This is a genomic window from Chryseobacterium echinoideorum (assembly GCF_007474535.1).
GTDB lineage: Bacteria > Bacteroidota > Bacteroidia > Flavobacteriales > Weeksellaceae > Chryseobacterium > Chryseobacterium echinoideorum.
Map to the genome: position 1 here is coordinate 135,369 of NZ_VKNW01000006.1, position 22,495 is coordinate 157,863.

A 22,495-nucleotide genomic window follows, 5' to 3' on the forward strand; every position below is an offset into this window, starting at 1 on the left:
TTATGATAGTATTACGAGATCAATATTTTCTTGTGACAGCTTGTTCAGTAAGGCATTAAATGTGTCAGTTGCTAATATAATCTTAGCTAAGTTTAAATGTGGTTTACCTATACACACTGTTGTTATCTTACGATCTTCACATTCTTTGATGATTGCCTTAGTGGTATTTTTTGCTTTCACCTTAATTATTTCTGCCCCTAATTCTGTAGCTAATTTAAAATTATTAATCAAATGCCGTTGTTTATCTAGAGCGATTTTATCAGAACTTTCCTTAGGTATTTGCACATACATCACATACCATTTGCTGTTGTAATAATTAGCTAATCGTGCCGTTTTCCTAATAACGTTTTTTGCAGTTTTTTCGTTTGAACTGATACAGGCCAGGAAACGTTCTTTTTTGACACTTCTTGTAAATACTACTTCGGTTTCTACTTTTCGCTGCACCTGCGAAGCTACCTCCTTTAACGCCAACTCACGAAGCTGCAAAATATGCTCGCTCTTAAAAAAATTATTAAGTGCTGCTGTTATTTTAGAGCTTTCATAAATTTTTCCGGCTTTTAAACGATCTATCAGATCTTCTGCTGTAAGGTCGATATTGACTACCTCATCTGCCTGAGCGACTACGCTGTCGGGAATACGTTCCTGTACATCAATCCCCGTAATTTCCCGTACTTCTTCATTCAAACTTTCAATGTGTTGAATATTGACAGCACTGATGACATTGATACCCGCATCTAAAATATCGAGTACATCTTGCCATCTTTTTTCGTTATTGCTGCCTTCAATATTGGTATGAGCCAATTCGTCTACAATCACAACTTCCGGACGAAGGTTTATAATGGCTTGCAGATCCAGTTCTTCGAGTTCTTTCCCTTTATAGAAAAGTTTTCTGCGTGGAATGATCGGAAGCCCATCCAACAAAGCATGGGTCTCTGGTCTTTTGTGTGTTTCGATATATCCGATTTTCACATCGATACCGTTTCGCAATAGCGTATGTGCTTCCTGTAACATTCTATAGGTTTTACCCACACCAGCACTCATCCCGATATAGAGCTTGAATTTTCCTCTTCGGGATTTCTGAATGAGGTCTAAAAAATGTTCTGCACTTTTTCTTTCGTCCATACAATCTGTTTGCTTATATAAATTTACAAATTCCCCTTAGACAAATTGTCCAGGGGAATCATTAGTAAATGGAAATATTTAGAAACGTATCGCCAGCGATGTAACCGCCATAACGTTGTCTTTTTTCATATTGTCATCTCTGTTTAAGAAAATGGCATCTTTACTATTTAAGCTTTTAACTTCTGTTCTCCATACCAAATTAGGCAGAATTTGATAATCAACGTTGAGTGAAGCCCCAAATGTTTGAAATCCGTTTTCCGTTCCCGAGGCGATGATAACGCCATTCTTATCGTGGTAATATTCTCCTCTTGCAGCGATGCTTATTTTTTCAGTAGGGCTGTATTTCGCAATCAGTACAGGCGTATACCATGTATCATAGTCATCACTTGCTTTTTCTTTTTGTTGTGCGCCGATATCAAAGCCAGCGATCAATGCAAATTGATTGCTGATTTGAAACTGCCCATACAGATTGTGGAAGTAACGCATCTTACGCTCTTCATCAGGGAAGTCGTTGCCTATGAAAGAACTACTGTTTAAAGTCACTTTATCCGAAGGACGGTAAGTTAATTGATGACCAAAAGCTGGTGTGCTATTCCCTTCAACACGTTGGATACGTTGCCAGCCATTCAACACCAATATTGCCATATTCCATTTTCCATTATCGGTAGCATACGACAACTTAGCTCCGGTTTCAAAATAGGGCGAATTATCAGCCATCATACTTCTTGTCAATGTAAAGCAGTCCGCTCCGATAGCACTTTCAAAGCCAATGTGAGATGGCAAGATACCTGCATCTAACCATAAATTCTTCGTTTTAGATAGTTTCACACCTACATTTGCTTCATATATATTTTTCAGCACGCCTTCTTCGGCTGCATAATTAGCATTCATATAAGAACCTACTCCAAGAGCCAGATTTGCTCTCATATTTTCTGTTTCATAAGCTGCTTTTATAAATCCCAAATTTAGACTCACTTCATTGTTGCGGTTGTGGCTGTACACAAATCCGGGTCTGGTATTGGATTTCGGGTTATTAAAATCCTGCTGATAATATACCTCAGCATATCCACTGATGGTTAACGGCTTTTTTTCAGTTTCCTGAGCACATACACTTCCTGTTGCTCCCAGAAGAATAGCTGAGAACATAATTATTTTTTTCATCTTATTAATTTGATTTTTAAACGTGATGAAGCTATCAGATTTATCCTCCCTGTGTGGTTGAATAAATCATGATGGTTTCATTTTTGAATTATTAAAATTTTACTGTTTATTGAATTACTCCTACAAGGCATTTTCAATGGCTACACACACATTTGAAAACCTGTAAGTTTTTTTAGGAATTACTTATTTAAGTTGATCCAGAGCGATATTTAATTTAAGTACATTGATCTTTTCGGGACCAAACATGCCCCACAAAGGTTTTTCGGTTTGTTCATCAATTAATTGATTCAATTTAACCTCATCAATCCCCCTTGTTTCAGCGATTCGTGCTACCTGTACCTTGGCAGCCTGAACGGAAAAGTTCGGATCCAATCCACTTCCGCTGGCAGTAACTAAGTCAACAGGTATTTCAGATTTATCAATTCCGGGATTATGTACTAAAAAAGTATCAATTCGTGCCTGAACCTCTGCTAAATATTCCTCATTAGAAGGACCTTTGTTACTACCTCCTGAACCAGCAGCATTGTAATCTACGGCCGATGGTCTTGACCAGAAATACTTATCCTCTGTGAAAGACTGACCAATATTGACATAATGTTTCTTTCCGTTGTGTTCTATAATTTCTCCTTTTCCAGCATTAGGAGCAAACTGTGCGATACCCCAGACTGCAAGTGGGTAAATGACTGTAAAAAACAGGATCATAACAGCAGTCAATTTTATTGCGGGCAAAATATGTTTTTTCATTTTATCTAAATTTTATAAAGGATTAAAAGAAAACGGATATAAGCATATCTATCAGCTTGATTCCTACAAAAGGTATCAGTACACCGCCTAAACCATAAATGAACAGGTTTCTTCGAAGTAATGCACTTGCTCCAATAGGTTTGTAAGCTACACCTTTCAATGCTAATGGAATCAACATCGGAATGATGATTGCGTTGAAAATTACAGCTGATAGTATTGCACTTTCCGGACTGTGTAAATTCATAATATTCAGTCCTTGCAATGCAGGAATCGCTGTGATGAACAGTGCTGGAATGATGGCAAAATACTTAGCCACATCATTCGCAATACTGAAAGTAGTCAATGTACCACGGGTCATCAGCAATTGTTTTCCGATTTCTACGACTTCAATCAATTTGGTCGGATCGTTATCCAGATCGACCATGTTTCCTGCTTCTTTTGCTGCCTGAGTACCAGAATTCATTGCTACACCCACATCAGCTTGTGCTAAAGCCGGAGCATCGTTTGTTCCATCACCCATCATAGCGACCAAGCGACCTTCCGACTGTTCTTTTTTGATGTAATTCATCTTGTCTTCGGGTTTTGCTTCTGCGATGAAATCGTCCACACCTGCCTTCTCAGCGATAAATTTAGCAGTCAAAGGATTGTCGCCCGTTACCATGACGGTTTTGATACCCATTTTACGCAGCCGTTCGAAACGTTCTTGAATACCCGGTTTGATGATGTCCTGTAGCTCAATTACACCCAATGCGATTTCATTCTCTGATACGACCAACGGTGTACCTCCATTAGAAGAGATGGCTTTCACTCTTTCTTCGACCTCTTTTGGAAAGTTATTACCTGCTTTTGTAACCAGATTTTTTATCGCATCGGTTGCACCTTTTCGGATACGCACATTCTCATAGTCTATACCTGAACTTCTAGTTTCTGCTGTAAACTTGATGAATTGAGGATTTTTGACTTCGTAACTCAAAGGGTTGATACCTGCTAATTCGATAATCGATTTACCTTCAGGAGTTTCATCAGCCATGGAGCTTAATACAGCCGCTTTAATTAATCTTTTCTCGTCAATACCATTTGTTGGATGAAAATGAGTTGCTTTACGGTTACCAATCGTGATTGTTCCTGTTTTATCCAATAATAAGACATCGATATCACCTGCGGTTTCTACCGCTTTACCACTTTTTGTAATAACATTGGCTCTCAATGCTCTGTCCATCCCTGCAATACCGATTGCAGACAACAATCCTCCAATGGTAGTCGGGATAAGACATACAAATAAAGAGATAAAAGAAGCAATGGTAATCCCCACATTTGCATAATCAGCAAATGGCTTAAGCGTCACACAGACAATGATAAACACAAGTGTAAATCCTGCTAACAAAATGGTTAAAGCAATTTCATTTGGTGTTTTTTGTCGGGCTGCACCTTCTACCAAGGCAATCATCTTGTCCAGGAAGCTTTCGCCCGGTTGCGTTGTTACCTGCACCACGATTTTATCGGACAAAACTTTGGTACCACCGGTAACAGAACTTTTGTCGCCACCTGCTTCACGAATCACAGGAGCAGATTCTCCGGTAATTGCACTTTCATCGATGGTCGCTAAGCCTTCAATAATTTCCCCATCAGAAGGAATGATGTCGCCAGCTTCACAGATGAAAACATCACCTTTTTGTAATTGAGCAGAGGAGATCGTTTTCCCATTTTTTAATCTTGCAGGCGTTTCTTCTCTTGTCTTACGCAAACTATCTGCTTGTGCTTTACCTCTTGCCTCAGCAATTGCCTCGGCAAAATTGGCAAATAACAGGGTAAGCAAAAGGATAATAAAGACGGTAAAATTATAACCAAAACTTCCTTGTCCCTGAGCTCCTGCCAACGTCCATAAACTCACGACCAGCATAACCAAAGTACCGATCCATACAGTAAACATGACCGGATTACGGAACATGGTTTTCGGATTGAGTTTCACAAAAGATTGTTTCAGTGCTTCCTGAACCATATCTTTTTGAAACAATGATGTATTATTGTTCATTTCTAAATTCTTTAATCAGTTTAATAAAGTGAAAAGTACTCTGCAATAGGACCTAATGCCAATACCGGGAAGAATGCTAAGGCAGCTACGATTGCGATTACAGCGAATACCATTAGTCCGAAAGTTGCCGTATCGGTTTTCAGGGTTCCGTCTCCCTCTGGTATAAATTTCTTTTGAGCTAACAAGCCTGCAATGGCTACCGGACCAATGATCGGTAAGAATCTTGAAAGAATAAGTACAAATCCTGTTGCAATATTCCACCAAGGTGTATTATCTCCCAATCCTTCAAAACCACTACCATTATTGGCAGATGACGAAGTGAACTCGTATAGCATTTCACTCAATCCGTGAAATCCCGGGTTATTTAGAGAGTCCATAGTATATTGTGGTGATGCAGCGGCTAATGCTGTTCCTACTAATATCAGGAAAGGATGAAGCAAGGCAATAATCATGGCTATTTTCATTTCTCTTGCCTCCACTTTTTTACCTAAGAATTCAGGTGTTCTTCCTACCATCAATCCACTGATAAATACAGCAAGAATGATGAAAATAAAGAAGTTAAGTATTCCTACACCGACTCCTCCATAAAACGCATTGATCATCATTGCCAATAGCTCATTCATGCCTGACAATGCCATTGAGCTATCGTGCATAGAGTTTACTGATCCAGTAGAGATTACAGTGGTGACAATGCTCCAAAAGCCAGATGCAGGTGCTCCTAATCGAATTTCCTTTCCTTCCATAGCCCCCAAGGAATTGTCTATACCCATGGCTGCAATTGCGGGATTGCCATTCATTTCCATATTGATATTTGGAATGGCCAGCATTAAAAAACCTACTGTCATTACACCAAATATCATCCACGATAGTTTTCTTCTTCTGGTAAAATAACCAAAGGCAAAGATCATAGCCAAGGGTACAATCAGCTGAGCCACCATTTCGACCATATTGGACAGATAAGATGGGTTTTCAAACGGATGGGCAGAATTCACTCCAAAGAATCCACCTCCGTTGGTTCCTACGTGTTTAATAGGCACAAATGCTGCTGCGGGTCCTCTTGATACTTCCACAGAATCACCTTGTAAAGTGGTAATAGCGTCTTTACCTTCAAAAGTCATCGGAACTCCATCGAATGCAAGAATTATGGCAATCACAAATGATACAGGTAATAAAATACGTGTACATGATTTTATAAAATTGCTGTAAAAATTCCCCAAGGTTTCAGATGATTTGTCTCTGAATGCTCTAAATAGCACTACTGCGGCAGCCATACCAGTTCCGGCACTTACGAACTGTAAGAACATTAACCAGTATTGTCCAAGATAACTTAATCCTGATTCCCCGGAATAGTGTTGCAGATTACAGTTTACCACAAATGATATCACGGTATTGAATGCAAGGTCTGCGGACATACTTGGATTGTTATCCGGATTAAGCGGGAGGCTTCCCTGAGTCATTAGAACAACCATTCCCAACAGGAACCACACCATATTGATCGTGATCATGGCTACCATCTGCTGTTTCCAGTTCATTTCTGTTTGCGGATTGATACCGCTTATTTTGTAAAAGATTCGCTCTATCGGATTAAAAATCGGATCGAGCAGCGTTTTTTCACCGCCATAAACTTTTGCAATGTATTTACCGAAGGGTATTGCAAGCAATAACGACAGGGTAAACATTACGATTATTCCTAAAATTTCTGTATTCATTTTTATTAATTAAATATGGTTTTAAACATCCATCCGAACAGGCTGACCAATGCCAATACAATCAGGAATATCAAAGCAATTCGGGCTACATCTTTCATTTCAGTAAATATCTTTTTCATAGCAATATTTGAATTTTTAGAAAAGCCAGATAATGATCGAAATGAAGAACAGTATCCAGAATATAATGGATATCCATTCCTTGATTTTTCCTTTTGTATCTTTCTTCATCTGCTGAAGCGTTTTAAAATTTTTCCGGTTTGAGCAATACGTAACATATATAGGCAAATACACCTATGGCTACTATGAATAATGCTGTCATAGACTTGTTTTTTGTGTTAAATAATTTGTGTTCTGAAGCTGATAAACATGTTTCAGGTTATTGGGAATGAGCTGGTACATATAAATCCATTGTTCTGTAGTGCAACGTCTTTTCATTCCTTCAAAAGAGCGTACAAACAAATTTTCAACGATGTACTGTACATATTCATTACCTCTTTTATGAAGCCAACCGATGAACTTGATCTTTACCCCAATTTTCTCTATCTGTCCTTTGGAAAGCAAGAGATTGATGTGGTTGACGATTGCCTGAAATATTCCCGCAAAATTTTTTCGCATGGATAGTTCGTTGATCTCTTCTTTAATTTCACCGTAGTGATGTGCCAGGTACGTACTGGCTGCGTTTTCATTTATTTCATTCATTGATTTATAAACTTCTTTTTATTTACTGAAGAACATCGCATAGAAAATACAGAAGACAATAAAAGCTAAAAGTATTTTTGCCAATATATCCGTAACTATTTCCCTGTTTGATTTTCGTTCTTTTTTCATCTGCTTATTAATTGAAAGAATAGAAAGAAAAACACAAAGCCGATCAAAATACCTGCGAATCCTCCGAGCTTTACGCAAACGGCAAACAGGACAAACAATAAGATTGCTAATACTGCTTTTTTTATTTTAGCCGACCAATGTATTTTTCCCTTTAAAACTTTCATTATTTAATTAGTTTTCTAAAATGGTTTTGATATATCCTTTTCGTAATTCGATGGGAAATAAATCCATGTGTTTTTTTAGGCTTCCGGGGCTTTCTTCAAAAGACAAGGCTGTCAGAAACTCATTTTCAATGGCATTCCGGGTGTATTGATTCCCTCCCTGATATAAAAGGTTTATAACTTTGGCTATCTCCTGAACACGCTCTAATTCATCTTCCGATCCAGAACCTATTTTTTGGGAACAAACTTCTGCCAGTTTATGTAGTAACAGATAGTCTGCGATAGAATCGTCCAAAGTATCCAAATCAGGAATGAGTCTTGCGGCTTCAGGAGCCCATTGTTGTATCGTATTTATGATTTTTGTTTTCATTTTATTTTAGATTTTCTCAAAGAAGTCAATTGACTTAATGAACAGACCGAAACAGGCTAAACCTGCGAGTACTAAAACTATTGTTATCATTTTTATCTATTTTTAAGTGGTACTAATGTGCTTCATAATTGCTCCAAAAATCATGACCACAATAAAGGCAAAAAGCAATAAGTGGTATGATTTTAGCCATTTTGGAAACGAAGGAGGCTCTTTTCTTTGCTTCCATTTTACATTTCTTTTCCTCATTTTTAATTTCTTTTATATCCTCTATGCCAAATCCTATTCCAATAGAACTTTTTTGAATTTAAAATATTGATTTTCAATATTTTATCTCGTTATTTCAGGATTTGTTGATGCAAAAACCTTATCAAAATGATAGGGTAATTATCATTTTGATAAGAGCACAGATTTTTTGGTGGTAATGAGCGAAATCCTAAAGGACTATATCACCTTGATTAATACGGGGAATCGTTTTTAATTTTATATTTTCGTACTTTATTAATCATAGAATGACTGGTTTCTAAGTCATTTTCAGCACAAATCGGAGGGATAAGCAAAAAAAGATGAGTAAACAAAAAAAGACCCCTATTGAGAAAATCGTATCGCCAATTCAAAGCTTTATTAAAAATGAAAAAGCAGGTGGCATTGTATTAGGAATCAGTGTAGTGATTGCATTGATGTTAGCCAATTCGCCTTTAGCAGAAGAGTACCATCATGTTCTGGAACATAAATTTGGATTTCAGTTAGACGGAAGCACGTATTTTGAATACAATCTGCATCATTGGATTAACGATGGTTTAATGGCTATATTTTTCTTTGTAGTGGGTTTAGAACTAAAAAGAGAAATCGTTGGCGGGGAGTTATCCAATCCACGTAAAGCTTTATTACCCATCGCTGCTGCATTTGGTGGAATGGCTGTGCCAGCTGCAATTTATTTTTTTTTGAATCCAACAGGAGAAGTGCATAGTGGTTGGGGAATTCCAATGGCGACAGATATTGCATTTGCCTTGGGGGTACTATATCTATTGGGGAATAGAATTCCGCTTACACTAAAAGTTTTCTTAACCGCTTTAGCTATTGTTGATGACTTAGGAGCTGTATTGGTTATTGCATTTTTCTATACTTCGGATATCTCTATGTTCCATCTCATTATCGGTGCTTTGGTGCTTTTGACGATGTATATCGGTAATAAAATGGGGGTAAGAACCATTTTATTCTATGCCATTTTAGGAATAGGCGGAGTTTGGACAACTTTTTTACTTTCGGGGGTACACGCCACTATCGCAGCTGTTTTAGCAGCATTTACCATTCCGGCAGATGTAAAGATCAATGAGAAAATATTCAGTAATAATATCCAAAAACTTTTAGATAAGTTTAAAGGTATTGACCCGGATAACAGTAAACCTACTTTGACAAATGAACAATTACATATTCTGGAAGAAATTCAAAATAGTACAGTAGCCGCCACTCCGCCATTACAACGATTAGAACATGCTATGCATCCCATGGTAACCTTTTTGATCATTCCTATATTTGCTTTGGCAAACGCTGGTGTTTCATTGGCTATCGATATGGAACATTTATTCAGTACCAATGTAGCTTTGGGTGTTGCTTTAGGTCTTTTGGTAGGTAAGGTTGTTGGAGTAGTTGGTTTTACATTGCTTTTGGTGAAGCTGAAAGTGGCTCCTTTTCCAGAAGGAATGAATGTAAGAAATTTGTTTGGTTTAGGTTTACTGGCTTCTATAGGTTTTACGATGTCCTTATTTGTAACTTCTTTGGCGTTCTCGCATGAGGAATACATGACACAGGCGAAGATTGGAATTTTTGCAGCTTCTATTATTGGCGGTGTATTGGGTTATTACGTGCTGAGTAAGCAGTCTAAAAAGCAACTGTAAACCTTGTAAGCAAATGAGCAATAAATTATGGGATTTTATCAATCTGCACAATGGTGAAGAAGATAAACAGAAAGTTTTAGAGAATGTAACAGCTAACATTTCGTTCAGGGGATCCAACCTCTGGATATTAGCTTGTGCCATCCTTATCGCTTCTGTTGGATTGAATGTCAATTCAACAGCTGTGATTATTGGAGCCATGTTGATCTCTCCTTTGATGGGACCTATTTTAGGAGCAGGATTTGCCTTAGGAACCTATAATTTTTTACTCTTACGGAAATCTATTAAAAATCTTTTAATAGCAACTGTGGTCAGTTTATTGGTCTCTGCTTTTTACTTTTATATCAGTCCGTTCAAAGATGTACAATCCGAATTATTGGCTCGTACTTCTCCGAATATATATGATGTATTGATTGCTTTTTTTGGAGGTTTAGTCGGTGTTATTGCGATCACACGGGTTGAGAAAGGAAATCCAATTCCCGGTGTAGCCATTGCTACGGCTTTGATGCCTCCATTGTGTACGGCAGGTTATGGATTGGCTACCTTTAATTTTAGCTATTTCTTTGGTGCTTTCTACCTTTATACCATCAACTGTTTTTTTATTTGTATTGCTACTTTTTTAGTCATCAAATACTTAAAATATCCTGCTTCTGCTACGATCGAACCGAAGAATGAAAAACGTATTCGCTACGGAATTACCACCTTGATGATGATTATGATCATTCCCAGCTTTTATCTGGCGTATAATCTATTTGAAGAAAAGAAGTTTACTAAAACCGTGGAAGAATTCATCAATTCTGAATTCAATAGCAGAGGATATACGGTGATTTACAAGAAACTGAATTACAATTCAAACCCTAAAAAGGTGGATCTGGCATTTCTGAATAAAAAACTCAGCAAAGAAGAAATGGAAATGTATAACCGATTACTGGATGAAAGAGGTATTCACAATACGATGCTGAATTTCAGACAGGATGATGCAGATCTTAAGTCGGAGATACTAAGTGAACTGAATAAGCAGGATGCTTCTTTATCTGAAAAAGATGTAACCATCAACAACCTTCGACAAGAACTGAATAAATATAAAGTAAATGAACCGGGACTTGTTAGAGAACTGAACGTTCTTTTCCCTGAACTGAAAGATGTTTCTCTTGGAAAAATAGAAAAATTTTCAGGAACAGATAGTGCCAAAGTTGAATGGTTGGTGTTATATCATTTGGAACAAGGGACAAAAGAAATTGATAAATCGAAAATGAAAAAATGGCTGAACGAGCGTCTTCATGTTGATAATACATTAATCCTACAAGACACACAATCGGAATAGCCTGAGAATTTTTAAATGAAAGAGTTTTTATATGCCAAATGGATACAACAGCTCATTGTTGTATTGCACTTGGTTGCACTTACAGCATTAATAGCTGATTACGGTTTTATACTCAATCCAACCTTACAACTAAGTATCATTTCTTTGTATCTTTTTGTATTGGTTATTGGTGTTTTTTATACTGTCCTGAAATACTATTATCATCGAAAAGAATTCATATTAAGTGTATTTATTTTTGATACATTGAGTGTTTTGTTTGTACTTTATTGTTTGTACAAACAATTATCAACAGGGGGAATATCGGAAATAACCCATTGGATACGGTTGGCTGTTATCTTAAAATTGATACGGGAGTTTACACGTCCACGTTTGAGCTATAAGCGTTCTTTACTCAATCCTGCCCAATTGTTTATCATCAGTTTCATGGGATTGATTGTCGTGGGAGCCCTACTATTAATGCTGCCCAATGCAACCTATCAAGGTATCAGCTTTGTAGATGCTCTATTCACTTCTACCAGTGCCGTTTGCGTGACAGGCCTTATCGTAGTCGATACGAGTAGTTATTTTACTCCTTTTGGGCAAACCTTAATCATGCTGTTGATCCAAGCCGGTGGTTTAGGTATCCTTACATTTGCCAGTTACTTCAGTTACTTCTTCAAAGGTGGATCTACCTACGAAAACCAATTGGCATTGAGTGATATGACCAATTCAGAGAAAATAGGCGAGGTTTTTACGACGGTAAAGAGGATTTTAACCATTACTTTTTTAATAGAGTTTATTGGAGCGATATTAATTTTCCTCAACCTGGATAAAGCTTTAATTCCATCCTTTTCAGAAAGAGTTTATTTTTCTGTGTTTCATTCTATATCCGCTTTCTGTAATGCGGGATTTTCAACCTTGCCCAATGGAATGATGGAAGACAGTTATGTGTATAATTATCCCCTACAGTTTATCATTGTCATCATCTTTGTATTCGGAGGTTTAGGTTTTCCAATTGTTATTAATTCAGTACGGTACATTAAACATTTGATAGCAAGATATATTCTTTGGTTTGTAGAGAAAAAGAACAATTATCGCCCATGGATTTTAACCTTGAGTAATAAGATAAATTTATTGACCACTTCCATATTGATTGTTTTGGGAACCGTCATTATCTACATCAAAGAATATTACAATGTATTGGGCAATCATCAAGGTTTGGGAAAGGTTGTTACGGCATTATTTACAGCAACTACACCCAGAACGGCAGGTTTTAATTCTATAGACTTTAGCCAAATGCACTTTTCATCTATCATCATTATCATTTTTTTGATGTGGGTAGGTGCATCTCCAGCTTCAACCGGTGGTGGTATTAAAACGAGTACGTTTGCCATTGCTACTTTGAACTATTTTAGTCTTGCAAAAGGAAAAACCAGAATAGAAGTCTTCAGAAGAGAGATTGCGGATATTTCCGTGAGAAGAGCTTTTGCCGTAATGAGTCTATCCTTATTGGTAATAGGAATAAGTGTCTATCTGATTTCTCATTATGATAATCATGTACCTCTTTTGGATATTGCATTTGAGAGTTTTTCGGCTTATAGCACTGTTGGGCTTAGCTTAGGAATAACCGGAGATTTAAGTAGTGAAAGTAAATTGGTTCTTATTGGAACTATGTTCGTTGGAAGGGTAAGTATGTTAACCATTCTGATTGCCTTTTTTAAGAAGGTCAGACAGGGTAACTACCATTATCCATCGGATGAAATATTAATCAACTAAAAGAATAATTGAAATGAAATTTATAATTATAGGATTGGGAAATTTTGGAGGCTCATTGGCAGAAAAACTAACCCAACAAGGAAATGAAGTTATCGGTGTGGATTCACGTTCGGAAAAAGTTGTAGCATTAAAAGATAAATTGTCTCACACCATCTGTATGAATGCTACAGATCAATCAGCCATTACTCATTTACCGCTAAAGAATACGGATATAGTGATGGTTTGTATTGGTGAAGACGAAGGTGCAAATATCATGGTTACTGCTCATTTTAAAAATCTGGGGGTAAAACGATTGATTAGTCGTGCCATTAATCCACTTCACGAAAGTGTTCTACAGGCTATAGGCGTTAATGAAATTGTACGTCCGGAAGAAGAAACTGCTGAAAGATGGGCTAAAAAACTAAGCCTAAAAGGTGTTATAGATTCTTTTGAGCTGAACAAGAGTTATAGTATTGTAGAGATTGTAGTACCAGAAAAATACATTGGAAAAACCATAGAAGAAGTAAAATTCAGAGAATTGCATAATGTGTTAATTCTGACTATTATCAGAGATGCCCAAGAGAAGAGTTTCTTAGGAAGAAGTAAAACCGTTGCTAATGTGCAGGGAATTCCGGAACCTACTACTATGCTACAAAAAGATGATATCATCGTTATTTATGGTAATAATGAAGATCTACAGAGATTTGCAAAAGTAAAATATGAATAATTGCTACGATTACGTATAAATCAAAATGGATAAAATCAATAAATATCAAACGATTGTTATTTTAATCGCAGTCATTGTAGGCTTAGTTATTGGTCAATCTTCCTTGATTTCGGACATCTCGGCATCCTTTATTATTCCGCTATTGATGGTCATGCTTTTCGGTTTATTTCTGACCATTGATATCTCAGAGCTCAAGCACTCGTTTCTGAATATCAAGTTTTCTATAACCAGTATTCTAATCAATTTTGTGTGGACACCGATCTTTGCTTATCTATTAGGAAGTATATTTTTAAATAATGATATAGCTATCTGGATGGGGTTTGTCATGCTTATGGTCACACCCTGTACCGATTGGTATTTGGTTTTTACAAGTGTAGCAAAAGGAAATGTTCCCTTGTCAACAGCTATTCTTCCAACAAATTTAATCTTACAGGTATTACTTTTACCAGTATATCTTTTACTGTTTTTTGGTAAATCAGGCAATGTAGATTTAGGGACACTTGCAGAGAGTATTATTATAGTGTTAGTTATACCTTTTACTTTGGCAGTTTTAGCCAAAACAATCGTGAAAAGCAGGAAGAGTCTAAGTAAAAATGCCTTTTTAGGATTTTTTGAGACTTCACAAGTGTTTTTTCTTTCTTTGGCTGTAGTCGCTATGTTTGCATCTGAAGGAAAAGATTTGATCAATCATCCGAGCATTATTTACAAAATGCTTCTCCCTGTTTTAATATTCTTTTTCGTAGCATTTCTAGTAGCATATTTTGTAAGTAAGATACTGAAGTTCAACTATGCGGACAGAGTAAGCTTAACATTGACAACCATGGCCAGAAATTCACCGATTTCATTAGCCATAGCCGTTTCTGCATTTTCGGCAGAACCGCTGATTGCTTTAGCCTTGGTAATCGGGCCACTAATAGAGTTGCCTATTTTGGTTCTGACCACTCAATCACTTTTGAGGACACAAAAAGAATAATCTGCTACTGAAGTTTATACAATTCCATTTTTCGGTAAAGTGTTGCAATACCGATTTCTAACAAGCGAGCTGTTTCTGCTTTATTTCCATTGGTATGATTTAATATTTTTTGAATGTGCAGTTTCTCTGCACTAGCCATAGAAAATGCAGACAATTGTTTTGCATTTGATTTTGCATATTGAAGGTCTACAGGCAGCGTATCTAAATCAAGCAGGTCATCATCCGCTAAAATCACGCTTCGTTCAATCACATTTTTCAGCTCGCGTATGTTTCCTTTCCAGAGATTATTTTCCAAAGCTGTAACATAATCTTCCGATAGGGCTAGCGGCTTTCTATTGGATTTAATTGCAAAAAGATCGGCATAATACTGTGCCAACAATTTGATATCTTTTCCCCGCTCTCTCAAAGACGGAAGTTCAATACCAAATACAGAAAGTCTGTAAAATAGATCACTTCTGAAATGACCTAACTCAATTTCATTTTCCAGATTTCGATTGGTTGCTGCGATGACTCTTACTTTGACTTTAATGGGTTTGGCATCACCAACACGCAGAAATTCGCCTGTTTCTAATACACGTAAAATTTTAGCTTGCAAGTCCATGGCCATTTCTCCAATTTCATCCAAGAATATGGTTCCATTATGAGCTTCTTCAAAAAGTCCTTTTTGATCTTTGGTAGCTCCTGTAAATGAACCCGCTTTGTGACCAAATAATTCGTTTTCTAAGAGCTCTTTGCTAAATGCGGAGCAGTTTATCGCAACAAAATTTTGGTTTGCTCTCGGACTACCTTGATGAATGGCCTGTGCAAAAACTTCCTTACCAGTACCTGTTTCTCCGGTTAATAATACTGTTGTATCTTTTGGAGCCACTTTTTTAGCCAGTTCAATTGCTTTTAAGATGGGCTTTGATGTACCGATAATTTTATCAAATGAATATTTTCTGCCTAACTGCTTTTCTAATTGTAAGACTCTTTTGTTTAAAGCTACTTTTTCACTGGCTTTATAGAGAAGTGGAATAATCTTATTATTGTCATCTCCTTTGGTTATATAATCGAACGCACCGTTTTTAATAGCTTGTACACCGTCCGGTATATTGCCGTAGGCAGTCAAAAGAATCACTTCTACAGCAGGATATTTATCCTTAATGAGTTTAGCGGTGTCCACACCGCTTCCATCAGGGAGTTTGACATCGCAGATAATAATATCTATTTCTTCAACCTCTAACCTTTGTAATCCTGATTTGATATTGGATGCCTGAAAAACATCAAACCCTTCAAAACCAATTATTTTTGAAAGGAGGTTTCTCAATTTTTCCTCATCGTCTATTATTAATACTTTAACCATTTATGAGCTGAATTATTAGGTGTAAAAATACCAAATATTACGTTTGTTTGATGAATAGATGATCTACAAAAAGTATTATTTTATTTCTCCTGTACCAGATGCTGTAAATCCGGGTCGTTTTTAATACGTTTCAATTCGTTCTCTACAATTTACTTTCTTTTTTTTTTATTTTTTCTTATCCCGAACTTTCTAAGAAGGAAATTCCAAAACTTCGATTGATGGGTATAATTGCTTGTGACAACTGCACTCAAAGCGGTGGGAAGCTAGGGAAAAGACAGCGGTATGACGGTGCGACAGAACTTATAATTAATAGACAAATCCTGTTGCACCGGCATACTGCTGTGCGCGGTAACGGAACTGAAAACGCGGCTCGTCCGTGTTTTGAGTGGAGGAACTTGGGAGGCGGTGGAAAATAATTTTCTATAAAAGACCGAAATTTTCAACTGATACTGCACTAAAAAGCGAGGAAAAGACAGGTGCATTTTTCTGTGAATACTTGGAACAGAAAATTGCTCCTGTGCGCGGTGACGGAAGTGTATAGACGGCAGAGAAAAATGGTTCTTCAGAATCCGTAAAGTGAATGCCGTCTATATACTGGAGGGACTGGTGAAAGACTATGCATTCTTAGAAATTTTTTAATTAATTATTCTAAATTCCGAAAGCATAGGGTCTTTTTCATACGGAATGCCTCTAAAACTAAGCCCTGAGCCAGACTTACTGTAATAATTTTTCAGAATGCGATAAAGTCCGGGTTTATATTGGTACTGTTCCGGATAAAACTTAAAATAAAATCTTTCCAGGAAACCTTCCGTACCGGGATGCAGAGTATATCCTATATCCTGCACGAAAAAACTCAATTTTATTTTTTGCCAATCTTTGCCGTTAAATTTTTGAAGCTCATAACGATCACCAAACAGTATCGTGTTTTTGGTATTGTTAATCACTTTGTAAAACACTTTATTCTTCAGTTCAGACATTTTAAAGGTTTTGGGAATTTCAAGGAAAACCTTCTGCTCGAGCCCTTCTATCAACGGCGTGTAGACTTTAAAATTATCTGTCGCAAAACCTCTGTTGAGATCATTATTATCGATGAAAAATGGTTTATTGATTCTGTAATTTCCAGGAAAATTTAATCCACCATCAAATTTTGGTGAGAAGGTTAAATCGTATCTTCTGCCGGGCTGCAGCCCATAAGCCATTTCAGGAAATACAATGTGTGAATTGATGACATTCCATTTATTATCGCTGTAACTTTCCACCTGAAATTCTTTGCCAAATGTTATCGGCTTATCTGAATTATTAAAAACCGTAAGCGTATAATTCTCCTCCAGTTTTTTGAAATTAATTGAATCTTCTTTAAGCCAAACATACACTTTCTTTTGAAAGGTGTCATTCTTAATATTTTCAGTTTTTGAAGATATTGTTTCCGCCACGTTCTCTTGAATTACAGGGTGAGTCATCATCTGTTTTGATGCGCCCTTTTTACTTTCACAACTGAAAAGCAAAAAAAGAATAAGAAGAGTAAAGTAAAATTTCATAAACGACAGATAACAAAATCTTTACCAAAAAATTTTATGTTCTTATCGTCGCAAGTTAAATACAAGTTCTTTTCAAAAATCACTTTCGCAATTCCTATTGAATAGAAGGATTTATGAAAGTGTACGAAAACCGGGGAAAAAGACTCGCAGGAAAATGGTGCTTTCCGAAATTGTCAACCTGCATAAGCCTTTATTATATGCCTAAATGGAAAAAGCGGCTGCAAAGACAGCGTTATGGAGGGCGGAAAGAAAATGCTTTTGCTTGGGAATTTCAGCACGCGCCATAAACACACTGAAAACCTTTGCCTATGAAACTCAAGTGTTTTTGGTGTATGCTGAAAATATTGGAATGGATAAAGCAATTTTCTTCCGCCTGTAGTACTGCTGTGCGCGGTGACGGAACTGAATACACGGCTCGTCCGTGTATTGAGTGGAGGAACTTGGCAAATCCCGAAACTCTCTGCACCATTTTTCTGCATCCTATAAAAGGGTGGCGGGGAATTGTTGGTTTTTAATTGGGGAACTTACCTTGTAAATTATAACTGCACTGGCGGCTGGAACGCGGTGGAGCAAAAGGGCTTCGCCCGTTGCAAGGAAAGCATTTTACATAATTTCAAATTATAGGCACTTGGTGGCTGGTTGTGAGGGAATACAGTTTTGCAGAAACGATGGAAAAATGCGGTTGCCTGCAAAACTGTATGGAGGAACCCCCCGTAGCGTTGGAAAGTGCGTATAATTTTCATTATGTAACTTGCTGTGGCAGAGCGGGGATTTTGGAAAAAAATCTTTTACTTTGAAAGAATAAAATAATAGCAATCATTTTCTGACTGCTATTAATATTTATCAAAATTTCATATTCTGTATTCTAACCGCGTTTAGGATTGCAAGAAGTGCTACACCAACATCGGCGAAAACGGCTTCCCACATTGTGGCTAAACCGCCTGCTCCCAATATTAATACAATTCCTTTTACTACGAATGCAAGAATAATATTCTGCCAAACAATTTTCTTGGTCTGTTTCCCAATGTTGATTGCCATTGGAATTTTGGAGGGTTTGTCGTCCTGTATTACCACATCTGCGGTTTCTATGGTTGCATCGCTTCCCAAACCGCCCATTGCAAGCCCAACATCACTCAATGCTACAACAGGAGCATCATTTACACCATCTCCCACAAATGCTACTGTTTCGTTCCTGCTTTTTATTTCTTTTACTTTATTTACTTTGTCTTCGGGGAGTAAATCTCCAAAATAATTGGTAATTCCAATTTTTTGGGCTACTTCCTGAACCACAGCCGTTTTGTCACCACTCAACATTGTAGGTTTTACGCCTAATTTTATTAATGCATCAACGGTATTTTTTGCATCTTCTTTTATCTTATCGGAAATGGTAAGATAGCCGGCAAATTTTCCGTCGTAAGCCACTGCAATAAGGGTATCAGCAACAGATTTGTGGTCTACAGTATAAGGGACAGAAAATTTATCCATCAGTTTGAAGTTTCCTGCAAGGAATTCTTTGCCGTTCACCGTTCCTTTAAGTCCGTGTCCTGAAATTTCTTCCACATTTTCCATATTTACGGAATGGTCAATTTCACCTACATATTCGTGAACTGCTGTTGCAATGGGGTGAGTGGATTTACTTTCAATAATATTGAGGTATTTCAGGATTTCTTTTTCATCAAAGCCCTGCTCCATAAAAACCTGCTGCACTTTGAAAACTCCTTCTGTCATTGTTCCGGTTTTATCCATGACCACATTTTTGATTTCTGCCAAAGCATCTAAAAAATTACTTCCTTTGAACAGAATACCGTTTCTGCTACCGGCACCAATTCCACCGAAATAACCCAAAGGAATTGAGATTACTAATGCACACGGACAGGAAATTACCAAGAAAACCAACGCTCTGTAAAGCCAAGTTTTGAAATTGTAATCTGCGACAAAGAAATATGGCAGCAGACAAATTGCCACTGCAAGGAAAACGACAATCGGGGTATAAATTTTTGCAAATTTTCGGATAAAGAGTTCTGTTTTTGCCTTTTGTGTTGTAGCATTCTGAACCAATTCCAAAATTTTTGACAATTTGGAGTTGGTATATTCTGTGTTGATTTTTACCTGCGAAACAGCATTAAGATTTATCATTCCTGCCAAGACTGTATCTCCTTTCTTTTTTGTATCGGGTTTGCTTTCACCTGTTAATGCTGCGGTATTGAAGGAAGCAGTTTCAGAAATCAGTTCACCATCTAATGCTAATTTTTCACCGGGTTTCAACTGAATAATTTGTCCTATTTGTGCGGTTTCTGCTTTAATGTTTTTTGGCTGATTGCCGTCCAAAATCGTTACTTCATCCGGTCTTTGGTCTAAAAGTTTGCTGATATTTCCTTTTGCTCTTTGCACTGCAAGAGTTTGGAAAACTTCGCCCACTGCATAAAAAAGCATTACAGCAACACCTTCAGGATATTCACCGATTGCAAAAGCACCTACTGTAGCAATAGTCATTAAGAAAAACTCAGAAAAAATATCTTTTTTCAAGATACTTTCCCACGCTTCTTTGATAACAGGAAATCCTACAGGAATATAAGCAACTATATACCAGACTATCCGCAGCCAATCTTTAAACCATTCGGGTTTTACCAAATGGTCTAAAGCAAGCCCCGCAATTAAAATAACGAAAGAAATTACGGATGGTAAAAATAGTTGCAGTGTTGATTTACCCGTATTGTCGTGGCTATGATCGTGCTCGTCGGAATGTTCATCGTGCTTTTGTCCATCGTTGTCGGAATGCGTTACGGATGTTTTTGAATTATTTCCTGTACTATTATAGGCTTTATCTGTTGTGGAGCAGCATTTATCTTCTAACAATTTTTTAGCACCGGCATCGGTATAGATTTTACCTTCCTGCGGAGTGCAGCACAATTGATTTCCTTTTTCGTCGTAAATATGTTTGTGTTCTGTTTTCATAAAAGTCTTTTTGTTTTACGTTTGTAATTATTGTAGTTTTCACCATGGCTTTTAAGCAAGTATTCTTCTTCTAATCTTATTTGGACCTGAATAATGAGGTATACTGTGATGAAAATGCAAAAGGTTATGGCGTTTGGAATTATTAGAAACAAGGAAAATACACAAAAAATCATTCCAAGAAAAATTGGATTTCTGCAGATGGAAAATAGTCCTGTAGTAACTAAATCTGTTTTGTTTTTTTCATCAATACCCACTCTCCAACTATTGCTCATTTGTATTTGTGCGATTATTATCCAAATTAATGAAAGATGCAAAATAATAAGCCCCACTATTCTTATTATTTTGATTTCCAAATAGTAAATGGGGACTGAATATTGGTATATACTTTCAACACTATACATCATAATTACCGCTAACAAAGTGCCTAAAAGTATTTTCATAATATTTCCCACATAGTTATGAGCATTGTCTTCTTTGCCGAAAGTAATAGGATTAATGCCGGTTTTTTTATACACTCTGTAAGTAGGAATTACAAATACAAACATCATTACAATTAAGTAAAAAATTGGCAAATAGTATTTTAATAAATCATTCATGTAAATTATTTTTTAATGTCCGTGTCCTTCTTCGCCGGTGTTATTCATTTTAGCCAAGATAAAAAAGGCGTTTTTTGTTACCACTTTTATATTGGCGGGAATTGGTTTTAAAGGTGTAATCTGCGTATAACCCAAATCGGTAGTTCCTTTTGCGACAGGAATTTTTTCAAAAGTCACTTCGCCTGCTGTTTTCTTATTCTGATTATTTTTTGGTTCTGAATGCGTGTGACCGTGTTCATCTTTTTCGTTTTCGGCAATTGCCGTATGTTCTTTCTCGGTATGTTCATCCGAAACGATAAAAATAAAATCCTGTCCTTTATCATTTACTATGGATGCTGTAGGTACAGAAGGTGTAGTTTTGGTATCAAGACTGATTATCGCCGTAACGCTCATTCCATCAATTAATCCGGATTTATCTCCGGTTACATCCGCATGCACGGGAACGGTTTTGCTGTCGCCTTCAAAAGCGGTTCCAATTGAGGTAATGCGTGCGTCATATTCTTTGGCGGGACTGTTTGTTAATGTAAAATGAATGGTTTGCCCGGGTTGTACTTTAACCAAATCTTTTTCATACACATAAATATCCAAATGCAGTGAGGAATTGTTGACAATTTCTGCAATGGGAGAAGCCATATCTACATTACTGCCAATTTGTGCAATGACTTTACTCACTGTTCCACTAATAGGAGCACGAACAGACAGTACAGAATTGTAGCCCTGTGAAGCACCAATACTGCCCAACTGTTTCTGCAAACCTGAACGCTGACTGCGTAAGGTTGCAAGTTCTGTCTGTGCCTGCTGTAATTTTTTGAGCGGTGCTGCATTTCCTTTGTAAAGTTGCTGTGCCCTTGTTACTTCCAATTCTGCCATTTTAATTTGCGCATTCACCTGCTGTAACTGCTGCTGCATCTGAATGAGGTCGGGATTGGAAATGGTTGCGATTACCTTACCTCGGGTAACATAACTTCCGGGCTGCACATACAACGAACGCACTACACCACTATAAACAGGGGTTACAAATGCTTTGTTTTGGTTGGGAACTGTAAGCATTCCGCTCACTTTTACGGAGTTGGTAAGTTCTTTGTTTTCAATACTGCCGTATTCAATCCCGATGGCATTGATCTGTTCGTTGGTGAAGGTTGCAACATTGGGATTTTCGTGTTCGTCTTTGTGTTGGCTTTCTTCCGTAGTTTCACTATTGTTTTTTTCGATTTGGGTTTCTTTCTTGCAGCCTAAGAGTAAAAGAGAAACTGCAAATAGAACTGCTATATATTTTTTCATTTTAAA

20 protein-coding genes are annotated in these 22,495 nt (G+C 37.1%); 6 read left to right on the forward strand and 14 right to left on the reverse strand.

The window, feature by feature from the left end; translation table 11 throughout:
* From FOL89_RS09505 to FOL89_RS17555, 9 genes are all read right to left on the reverse strand, one after another.
* A complete protein-coding gene (locus FOL89_RS09505; RefSeq protein ID WP_032131834.1) occupies positions 1–1,122 on the reverse strand; it encodes a sensor protein KdpD in 1,122 nt (373 codons plus the stop codon).
* Between the two features lie 78 nt (positions 1,123–1,200).
* On the reverse strand, positions 1,201–2,283 hold the full coding sequence (locus tag FOL89_RS09510; RefSeq protein WP_144282582.1) for a porin: 1,083 nt from the start codon (positions 2,281–2,283) through the stop codon (positions 1,201–1,203).
* Positions 2,284–2,466: 183 nt separating this feature from the next.
* Positions 2,467–3,027 (reverse strand): K(+)-transporting ATPase subunit C, encoded by a 561-nt coding sequence (locus FOL89_RS09515; protein WP_055041566.1) that lies wholly within the window; start codon positions 3,025–3,027, stop codon positions 2,467–2,469.
* A 22-nt stretch (positions 3,028–3,049) separates the two neighbouring features.
* Positions 3,050–5,059, reverse strand: a complete 2,010-nt coding sequence (gene kdpB / locus FOL89_RS09520; protein ID WP_144282583.1) for a potassium-transporting ATPase subunit KdpB — start codon at positions 5,057–5,059, stop codon at positions 3,050–3,052.
* A gap of 20 nt (positions 5,060–5,079) precedes the next feature.
* Positions 5,080–6,768: a potassium-transporting ATPase subunit KdpA gene (kdpA, locus tag FOL89_RS09525; protein ID WP_144282584.1), complete on the reverse strand. Its 1,689-nt coding sequence runs from the start codon at positions 6,766–6,768 to the stop codon at positions 5,080–5,082.
* A gap of 241 nt (positions 6,769–7,009) precedes the next feature.
* Positions 7,010–7,087 carry a potassium-transporting ATPase subunit F gene (locus tag FOL89_RS17800; RefSeq protein ID WP_078691099.1) on the reverse strand — a complete coding sequence of 26 codons (78 nt, stop codon included), beginning with the start codon at positions 7,085–7,087 and terminating at the stop codon, positions 7,010–7,012.
* On the reverse strand, positions 7,084–7,467 hold the full coding sequence (locus FOL89_RS09535; RefSeq protein WP_144282585.1) for a DUF7674 family protein: 384 nt from the start codon (positions 7,465–7,467) through the stop codon (positions 7,084–7,086). Before FOL89_RS09535 ends, FOL89_RS17800 begins: the two co-directional genes overlap by 4 nt.
* Before the next feature lie 300 nt (positions 7,468–7,767).
* A complete protein-coding gene (locus FOL89_RS09540; protein ID WP_032131840.1) occupies positions 7,768–8,127 on the reverse strand; it encodes a DUF7674 family protein in 360 nt (119 codons plus the stop codon).
* A gap of 102 nt (positions 8,128–8,229) precedes the next feature.
* Complete coding sequence (locus FOL89_RS17555; protein WP_185146954.1) at positions 8,230–8,373, reverse strand: hypothetical protein; 144 nt, start codon at positions 8,371–8,373, stop codon at positions 8,230–8,232.
* Between the two features lie 317 nt (positions 8,374–8,690).
* Between FOL89_RS17555 and nhaA the strand changes: the two genes are divergently transcribed.
* From nhaA to FOL89_RS09565, 5 genes are read left to right on the forward strand one after another with little or no spacing between them, the layout of a single operon-like run.
* Entirely contained in the window at positions 8,691–10,022 is a 1,332-nt protein-coding gene (gene nhaA, locus FOL89_RS09545) for a Na+/H+ antiporter NhaA (protein ID WP_144282586.1), read from the forward strand.
* A 13-nt stretch (positions 10,023–10,035) separates the two neighbouring features.
* Entirely contained in the window at positions 10,036–11,343 is a 1,308-nt protein-coding gene (locus FOL89_RS09550; protein WP_055041560.1) for a DUF389 domain-containing protein, read from the forward strand.
* A 15-nt stretch (positions 11,344–11,358) separates the two neighbouring features.
* Positions 11,359–13,098: a TrkH family potassium uptake protein gene (locus FOL89_RS09555; RefSeq protein ID WP_228444889.1), complete on the forward strand. Its 1,740-nt coding sequence runs from the start codon at positions 11,359–11,361 to the stop codon at positions 13,096–13,098.
* A 13-nt stretch (positions 13,099–13,111) separates the two neighbouring features.
* On the forward strand, positions 13,112–13,804 hold the full coding sequence (locus tag FOL89_RS09560; RefSeq protein ID WP_144282587.1) for a potassium channel family protein: 693 nt from the start codon (positions 13,112–13,114) through the stop codon (positions 13,802–13,804).
* 25 nt (positions 13,805–13,829) lie between these two features.
* Positions 13,830–14,777 carry an arsenic resistance protein gene (locus tag FOL89_RS09565; RefSeq protein WP_144282588.1) on the forward strand — a complete coding sequence of 316 codons (948 nt, stop codon included), beginning with the start codon at positions 13,830–13,832 and terminating at the stop codon, positions 14,775–14,777.
* 4 nt (positions 14,778–14,781) lie between these two features.
* Here the strand turns inward: FOL89_RS09565 and FOL89_RS09570 are convergent, their stop codons facing one another.
* Together FOL89_RS09570 and FOL89_RS09575 are read right to left on the reverse strand one after the other, a co-directional pair.
* The gene (locus tag FOL89_RS09570; protein ID WP_055041558.1) at positions 14,782–16,119 is read right to left on the reverse strand and encodes a sigma-54-dependent transcriptional regulator; all 1,338 of its coding nucleotides are present in this window, start codon (positions 16,117–16,119) and stop codon (positions 14,782–14,784) included.
* A 635-nt stretch (positions 16,120–16,754) separates the two neighbouring features.
* Complete coding sequence (locus tag FOL89_RS09575) at positions 16,755–17,657, reverse strand: immunoglobulin-like domain-containing protein (RefSeq protein ID WP_144282589.1); 903 nt, start codon at positions 17,655–17,657, stop codon at positions 16,755–16,757.
* 308 nt (positions 17,658–17,965) lie between these two features.
* Here FOL89_RS09575 and FOL89_RS09580 point away from each other — a divergent pair, with 308 nt between their 5' ends.
* On the forward strand, positions 17,966–18,172 hold the full coding sequence (locus FOL89_RS09580) for a hypothetical protein (RefSeq protein WP_144282590.1): 207 nt from the start codon (positions 17,966–17,968) through the stop codon (positions 18,170–18,172).
* Between the two features lie 328 nt (positions 18,173–18,500).
* Here FOL89_RS09580 and FOL89_RS09585 read toward each other — a convergent pair whose 3' ends face one another.
* The 3 genes from FOL89_RS09585 to FOL89_RS09595 are packed head-to-tail and all read right to left on the reverse strand — an operon-like array spanning position 18,501 to position 22,489.
* Positions 18,501–20,612 carry a heavy metal translocating P-type ATPase gene (locus FOL89_RS09585; RefSeq protein ID WP_144282591.1) on the reverse strand — a complete coding sequence of 704 codons (2,112 nt, stop codon included), beginning with the start codon at positions 20,610–20,612 and terminating at the stop codon, positions 18,501–18,503.
* Entirely contained in the window at positions 20,609–21,208 is a 600-nt protein-coding gene (locus FOL89_RS09590; protein WP_114303487.1) for a methyltransferase family protein, read from the reverse strand. The genes FOL89_RS09585 and FOL89_RS09590 overlap by 4 nt, the downstream gene beginning before the upstream one ends.
* A 12-nt stretch (positions 21,209–21,220) precedes the next feature.
* Positions 21,221–22,489: an efflux RND transporter periplasmic adaptor subunit gene (locus tag FOL89_RS09595; protein ID WP_166413058.1), complete on the reverse strand. Its 1,269-nt coding sequence runs from the start codon at positions 22,487–22,489 to the stop codon at positions 21,221–21,223.
* Between the last annotated feature and the right edge of the window lie 6 nt (positions 22,490–22,495).

Coding starts and splice junctions, on each gene's coding strand:
- kdpB (WP_144282583.1), bottom strand. CDS start 5,059: ATGAACAATAATACATCATTGTTTCAAAAAGATATGGTTCAGGAAGCA.
- FOL89_RS09510 (WP_144282582.1), bottom strand. CDS start 2,283: ATGAAAAAAATAATTATGTTCTCAGCTATTCTTCTGGGAGCAACAGGA.
- nhaA (WP_144282586.1), top strand. CDS start 8,691: ATGAGTAAACAAAAAAAGACCCCTATTGAGAAAATCGTATCGCCAATT.
- FOL89_RS09540 (WP_032131840.1), bottom strand. CDS start 8,127: ATGAAAACAAAAATCATAAATACGATACAACAATGGGCTCCTGAAGCC.
- FOL89_RS09555 (WP_228444889.1), top strand. CDS start 11,359: ATGAAAGAGTTTTTATATGCCAAATGGATACAACAGCTCATTGTTGTA.
- FOL89_RS17555 (WP_185146954.1), bottom strand. CDS start 8,373: ATGAGGAAAAGAAATGTAAAATGGAAGCAAAGAAAAGAGCCTCCTTCG.
- FOL89_RS09585 (WP_144282591.1), bottom strand. CDS start 20,612: ATGAAAACAGAACACAAACATATTTACGACGAAAAAGGAAATCAATTG.
- FOL89_RS09565 (WP_144282588.1), top strand. CDS start 13,830: ATGGATAAAATCAATAAATATCAAACGATTGTTATTTTAATCGCAGTC.
- FOL89_RS09505 (WP_032131834.1), bottom strand. CDS start 1,122: ATGGACGAAAGAAAAAGTGCAGAACATTTTTTAGACCTCATTCAGAAA.
- FOL89_RS09535 (WP_144282585.1), bottom strand. CDS start 7,467: ATGAATGAAATAAATGAAAACGCAGCCAGTACGTACCTGGCACATCAC.
- FOL89_RS09570 (WP_055041558.1), bottom strand. CDS start 16,119: ATGGTTAAAGTATTAATAATAGACGATGAGGAAAAATTGAGAAACCTC.
- FOL89_RS09575 (WP_144282589.1), bottom strand. CDS start 17,657: ATGAAATTTTACTTTACTCTTCTTATTCTTTTTTTGCTTTTCAGTTGT.
- kdpA (WP_144282584.1), bottom strand. CDS start 6,768: ATGAATACAGAAATTTTAGGAATAATCGTAATGTTTACCCTGTCGTTA.
- FOL89_RS17800 (WP_078691099.1), bottom strand. CDS start 7,087: ATGACAGCATTATTCATAGTAGCCATAGGTGTATTTGCCTATATATGT.
- FOL89_RS09560 (WP_144282587.1), top strand. CDS start 13,112: ATGAAATTTATAATTATAGGATTGGGAAATTTTGGAGGCTCATTGGCA.
- FOL89_RS09550 (WP_055041560.1), top strand. CDS start 10,036: ATGAGCAATAAATTATGGGATTTTATCAATCTGCACAATGGTGAAGAA.
- FOL89_RS09515 (WP_055041566.1), bottom strand. CDS start 3,027: ATGAAAAAACATATTTTGCCCGCAATAAAATTGACTGCTGTTATGATC.
- FOL89_RS09590 (WP_114303487.1), bottom strand. CDS start 21,208: ATGAATGATTTATTAAAATACTATTTGCCAATTTTTTACTTAATTGTA.
- FOL89_RS09595 (WP_166413058.1), bottom strand. CDS start 22,489: ATGAAAAAATATATAGCAGTTCTATTTGCAGTTTCTCTTTTACTCTTA.
- FOL89_RS09580 (WP_144282590.1), top strand. CDS start 17,966: ATGAAACTCAAGTGTTTTTGGTGTATGCTGAAAATATTGGAATGGATA.